Here is a 6613-nt window from a genome sequence, read left to right as displayed (position 1 = left end):
CAATGTCGTAATTATAAAGTTTGCCGTATAGTATAAAAAATTAGCGACTATAGCCAGTGCTGATCTTAAATTTAGGGCACTTTGTGACATAAATTGGCAATATAAAAAGGAATCCGCGCAGACTCATTCTGTCTAAAGATGTATTAATCTTGGGTTTAAAATAATTTCAATGCACGATGGCACAAAAAACAAAATAACAATAAAAATCAATGAAATAAATTTAACCCTTTTTAAGCTACTATCCCATCGCAAACCTAGTTTATGATGCCATAATCACCACAATATTCGACTTATTCCTTGATGGTTGTGTTTACAAAATTATTTCCACCAAGGTTATACTAGACTTGCAGGATTAAGCCTGTGCTTTTAACCAACTCACAAAAGCATCGACTTTCGGTAAACACCGATCTTGAGGTGAAGCCAGATAATAATGCTGCTGACACGCCATCCGCATTTCGGGAAAAGGCATAATCAACTCCCCTCGTTCGAGATCTTGCTGAACCAATCTTTTTCTGCCCATACAAATCCCAAGATGGTGCTTGGCTGCCAAAATCGCCAGATCCGAGCGATCAAACTGCATCCCTTTTGTGGTCTCCAGTTCTATTGCAAAATGATTGGCCCAACTCTGCCACTCTTCGGTTCCCGTACCGTTACTCCATGCTTGGCTGTCATGCAATAAAGTACAATCCCGTAAATACTGTATATTACTGAATAAATTCATCTTTTTGGCATATTCTGGGCTACAGACTGGCACAATCTGTTCATCCATTAAATACTGATAATTCAGATTTACTGCAGGCTGATGGTCAAAATAAAGTGCCAGATCAATTCCTGTTCGTTGCAAATTAACAGTGTCATTGCCTGTTAAAATCGACAACTCGATCAGTGGATATTTTTGAATAAAATCCTGAAGTTTGGGAATCAGCCAACATTGGGTAATCGAGGGCCGCGCATAAATGGTGAGCGAACCTGCCAAAGCCTGATTCTGAATAGCATGTAGCTCATTATTCAATTGATCAAGCGAAGATTGCATTGCGATAAACAGCCGTTGACCTTCATGGGTCAATTCCACTTTACGATGTAATCTTAAAAACAGTGGAAAATTAAGTTCTTTTTCTAATTGACTGATTTGATGGCTGACCGCACTGGGCGTCAAACACAACTCTTCCGCAGCCAGAGCAAAAGATTGATGTCGAGCTGCGACTTCAAAGCTATACAGTTTGGCCAACTGAAACCCCGTCAAACTTTTATGGATGGTCGACATTTACACACTCCCCGCTACTCATTCAGCTGTATGTATGCCGATCTAAAACCAGCCTACTCAGGTGAGCATACATCATCATTTATAGCAAAAATCTTGGTTTTATATATTTTCAGATGAATCATTTTAATCTCAAAGCAAAATATCATCATTTGACTGCGCTGAATAAATACATTGAAATGCCAGAACAAGATTGCTTTTAACACGACCATATTCTGTTTTCTGCCTGCCCATTTCTGAATGAGTCCCCCATATGAACGCTCAGCAAAGACATCACCTCATTGAACAATTTCCCATCGTACAAACACTTATCGACTTAAAAGAAATACTTTGGCTCAATCCGAATTTTACGACTTTAACAGCGGGGCTGCCTTATGTCGGACTGAATCAAGCCGATATTGATGATGCACGTGATCGTTTAACACGTTTTGCACCCTATTTAATGCAAGCCTTCCCAGAAACAGCTAAAAATCAGGGCATTATTGAATCTGAACTGGTTCGTATTCCCAATATGCAACAACAGCTCGGCAGTCAGTTAGGTAAAAAACTGCAAGGCACCCTGTGGTTAAAATTGGACAGTCATTTACCCATATCGGGTTCAATTAAAGCTCGCGGTGGCATTTATGAAGTGTTGTGTCATGCCGAAAAACTCGCTTTGGCGGCAGGATTACTCAAACTTGATGATGACTACAGCAAGTTAAATCAGCCGGAATTTAAAGCTTTTTTCAGTCAATACAGTATTGCAGTCGGCTCGACAGGAAATTTAGGACTTTCGATTGGCATCATGAGTGCTCAATTGGGCTTTAAAGTCACGGTACATATGTCCGCAGATGCACGGCAATGGAAAAAAGATAAATTACGTGCCCACGGTGTCAACGTGGTTGAATATCTTGAAGATTACGGAGTTGCGGTTGAGCAAGGACGCAAAGCGGCATTAAACGATCCAAGCTGCTATTTCATTGATGATGAAAACTCCAAAACGCTATTTTTAGGCTATGCCGTTGCAGGTCAACGCTTAAAACAACAATTGCAGCAACGCCAAATTGAGGTTAATCAAGATCATCCTTTATTTGTCTATTTACCTTGTGGTGTAGGTGGTGGTCCTGGTGGAGTTGCTTTTGGTCTAAAAATGGCTTTCGGCGATCATGTGCATTGCTTTTTTGCCGAACCGACTCATTCCCCTTGTATGTTATTGGGCATTGCGACAGGTCTACATGATCAGATTTCGGTACAGGATATTGGTATTGATAACATTACTGCTGCAGATGGATTAGCTGTGGGTCGTGCATCTGGGTTTGTAGGGCGTGCTATGCAACGGCTACTGGATGGACTTTATACCTTGGATGACCAAACGCTCTATCAATTACTTGGTCTACTCAATCAAACTGAAGACCTAAAACTAGAACCTTCTGCTTTAGCAGGGATGTTAGGACCTTTCTTGATTTCGCAACATCCAGAATATGCTGCGATGCAGCATTTCACAGCCACACAATTGCAAAATGCCAATCATATTGTTTGGGGAACAGGCGGAGGAATGGTACCACCTGAAGAAATGCAGAAATACCTGAGTAAAGCACAGAAATAGGATTTCGTCTTTCTGCGAGCTGATTTTAACTATCCATAATCTGGTCAATTCAGCTTTGAAAAAACTGAAAATATAGTGATTGAGGTGGAAGCAAAGTTTCAACCTCAATCTACTTTTTTTTGAAATCATGCAAGTATAAAAAACCTCTCCAAAATAAAATTTGGAGAGGTTCGATTGAAACTAGAAAAAAGCTTAAATCACAATCACTCCCATACCATTCACGATATCGTTATCAACATAGACCGTATTCGCCCCCAAAGTATATTGAGTAACTTGCACTCCACCAATCATGCTTGATGCACCTTTAATTGCACCAATCATTTCAACCTGATCATAGGCATCACCAAAAATTTGCAATGATGTACCTCCCGTGACGTTTAAAACATCCGATGCTGTTAAGGTGAGTTTTGAACCTTCGGTTCCATTGGCTAAATCAATACGTTCGATATTATGAATAGTCGGTTCAGCCGCACCATTGTAATTCGATAAATCTAAATCAATGCCGCCTAATAAAGTTAAGGTATCCGTTCCAGTACCACCATCTACTGAAGCAAATCCAGTCCCTGTCACCATGATTAGATCATCACCATCGCCCCCATTGAGCGTATCGAAACCATTACCATCAATCAGTAGGTCATTGCCATCACCACCGTTTAATGTATCGTTGCCTGCACCGCCACGAAGTAGGTCATTTCCAGAACTACCATTAAGCGTATCATCACCATCGTAGCCATAAAGACGCTCATGAATGGTGCCTGATACACTTACACTGTCATTTAATGGATCGTTTGCAGAAGTTCCCTGAATAATATCGTAGTTTTCTTGACCTCCTAACAAACTTTGAAGCACATCAGCATTGACTAAAGAGCTAAATGAATCGGAATCAGATAAACCATAACTATCTGTTGCAGTGATGCTAAAACTACCTAAAGCACTAATGTCTAATCCTGCTGCCAATCCAAGTAAGTTTTGATCAGAACCAAGTTTAATCGTGGCTAACAACTCATTAATAGCCAAGTTATCAATATTACCACCATCGAGTGCCGTGATTGTCAACGTAGAAGTAGGGCCTACGAGGCCTAGAATACCTGTATTAACTACATTAATTTCAAGCCCTAGCTCTACAGCCAACTGAGCAGATGCAGACAAGCTAAACTCTCCCAAACTCACACCGATAAGACCAGTGAACTTAACTTCGACAGACCGTAAATTTTGATTAGCATCAACAGCTACAAACGCTTGCTGATCTAAATCAATAATGCCAAGTACATCTGCACCAATTAGACCCAGCAAAGTTGCATCGGTAGCCTGAGCAATCGGTGCGACATTTGGTTGTGCTGAGGTAGCTGGTGAAGTAGAGTCAAAAGTGATATTAGTTGAAGCAGTATCACCATCATTATCCACTATCACCACATCGAAAGATGAAGAACCATTTAAGTCCGTATTCGTAGTTGCCTGATCTACCAATAGGTTTCCATTTTTAAGTAAATTCGAAATAATCTCTTGCTGAGTGGTATAACTACCTACTAAATCTACATTCGTAAATGTAATGTGCTGATCAGAAGTTGTAGTTGGTGTTGCAGCAGAAAGCGTACCCGCGGTATTGATATAAAGAATTGTATTGCTACCATCAAAGACAAAGTATAAATAGTTTGCCAAGTTTCCAATACTTATCCCTTTCGCCAGTTCACCGTCTAATAAGCCGCGTAAGTCGAGAATATCCCCTCCACCGGCAACAGGTTGTTTAGAAAAGTCAATAATGGTATCTACGGCTGGTTCCACAACAGTACCCTGATTCCCTTTCTCCCAAAGGAAGGTGTCATTGCCTGAGCCACCTGTTAGGATATCATTCCCTGTACCACCACTTAAAATATCGTTACCAGCACCGCCATTTAAAGTATCGTTACCCGCCCCACCGCGAAGTAAATCATTCCCTTGGTTACCCGTTAAATTATCATTTCCAGCATAACCATATAAACGATCATCACCATTGGTTCCATTGAGCGTATTTGTAGCACTTATGTCCTCTACCACACCAGCTGGGTCATTATTAGGATCTAATAAACTTACTCCAAGTAAATCTGTATAAGAGGTTGTTGACGTTACAGGTTGACTATCTGTTGCTGAAATCGAAATCGTTGGTGCCACGCCTAGTGATAGCAAATTCACACCATATTGATGAATGTAAACAGTTGCTAAAAACTCATTCAATTTTAAGTTATCAATTAAACCACCATCTAAAGATGTAATTGTTAGTCTTGAAAATGATTGAGTTGTAAGTGTCGGGATACCTAAAACGTCTACGACAAAAATGTTATTATTTTCTACAACATTTAAACCAAATTCAGCCGCCATAGCAGTTGACCAGTCCAATTTATAATAATTACCCAGACCAACGCTAATCACTGAACTTGCATTGACGACAACTGATTGAATATCGTTATTCGGATCCACGGCAGTTAATAATTGATTAGTACCTATTCCAATCAAATCTAAAGCCTCTGCATTTACTAATCCTAGTAGGCTAGCAGTTTTATTAATGCCTACTATTGGTGCTTGAGCAGCAGTTTCTTCGGCAAGTGCTGAATAGCTGTAATGCCCCGTCAACATATCTACAACCAGAACTTCACCCGTGCCTTTGTTGATGGTTAACTCATCATTTACAGCATTAAAGCTATAAGTAATTGAACCTACAGTGCCAGTTGCAGAAATCGAGTCTGTATCGGGTAAATATGTCAATGTATAACCATCTACCGAGATACTCTGTACATAACCACCATCTCCACCATAACTGACAACTAACTCACCTTCTACCGAAGTTGGTTGTACATCCACCATATGCATTATATCTGGAGCAGCAATCGGTGCATCATCCTCAACATTAATGCTTAATGTTGAATCTGTTGTACCTAAAGCATCTGTAGATGTAATCGTAAAACCGAGCGCTAAAATATCCTCAAGGGTTGAATTCGAGTGATCTAAAGACTTTTGTAAGGTAAAGGTATAAGCACCTGATGTTGCAATAGTTAAAGTAGCAATATCTGTTGTGCCGACACGTCCCATCAAGATATAAGAACCATCAGGATTTGAAACACCCGTCCAAACGACAGTTTGCCCACCTGAGGTAATCCCTGTTGGCCCGGTAACGGTTACAGCATCAATTAAACTACCAATATTTAAATTTCCACTAATAGATGCAGCATCAGTCGTATCTGTTGGACTGCCATCCGTATCTTGATTGCCTCCTGTTAATCCTTCCTCTGATACAGTTGGAATCGATGTAATATCAATGCTGTAAAGCTGGTTATCACTTGAGGTTGACACGTTACCAGCTGCATCTGTGAAGGTTACCTGAGCATCTACCGTGGTATCTGGATCATTCAGCAAGTCATCACCAGCTACATCAACACTCCATGTACCTGCCACTGTATCTACAGTCGCATCGTAGTCTGTACCATTGATGGTTACGGTCACAGTCGTCACCGCTGCATCTGCTGGAATACCTGTTAAAGTGCCCGTTAAGGTGACTACAGTAACTGATTCCGCTGCATTCAGGACGTTGTCTGACGTAACAGGGTCTATGCTGATACTGGCTGCGCTATTGTCTGGCACTGTGGCATCAACAGCAAAGTCCACTTCATTACTTGGATTACTGCTGTTCCCCGCTGCATCACTGATTTTCGCCACAACACTGTAGTCGCCATCTGCTAGGATTTGTGTATTCGGAATGGTGATGTCTACACTGCCTGCACTCAGATCTCCTGCCG

General features: G+C 40.9%; 3 protein-coding genes. 1 reads left to right on the top strand and 2 read right to left on the bottom strand.

Annotation, left to right across the window (positions count from 1 at the left end):
* Positions 1–352: 352 nt before the first annotated feature.
* Positions 353–1264: a DNA-binding transcriptional regulator DsdC gene (dsdC, locus tag AC6CHI_RS16005; RefSeq protein ID WP_498122488.1), complete on the bottom strand. Its 912-nt coding sequence runs from the start codon at positions 1262–1264 to the stop codon at positions 353–355.
* Positions 1265–1514: 250 nt separating this feature from the next.
* Here dsdC and dsdA point away from each other — a divergent pair, with 250 nt between their 5' ends.
* Complete coding sequence (dsdA, locus tag AC6CHI_RS16000) at positions 1515–2846, top strand: D-serine ammonia-lyase (RefSeq protein WP_498122487.1); 1332 nt, start codon at positions 1515–1517, stop codon at positions 2844–2846.
* A gap of 192 nt (positions 2847–3038) precedes the next feature.
* Here the strand turns inward: dsdA and AC6CHI_RS15995 are convergent.
* The coding region (locus tag AC6CHI_RS15995; protein ID WP_498122485.1) for a beta strand repeat-containing protein at positions 3039–6613 on the bottom strand (3575 nt) is incomplete at its 5' end.

The organism is Acinetobacter sp. GQ146, from assembly GCF_059758585.1.
This window is presented reverse-complemented; position numbering and strand designations above follow the sequence as displayed.

Excerpts from the sequence above, each read along its gene's own strand:
- dsdC (WP_498122488.1), bottom strand. The coding sequence starts at position 1,264 with ATGTCGACCATCCATAAAAGTTTGACGGGGTTTCAGTTGGCCAAACTG.
- dsdA (WP_498122487.1), top strand. The coding sequence starts at position 1,515 with ATGAACGCTCAGCAAAGACATCACCTCATTGAACAATTTCCCATCGTA.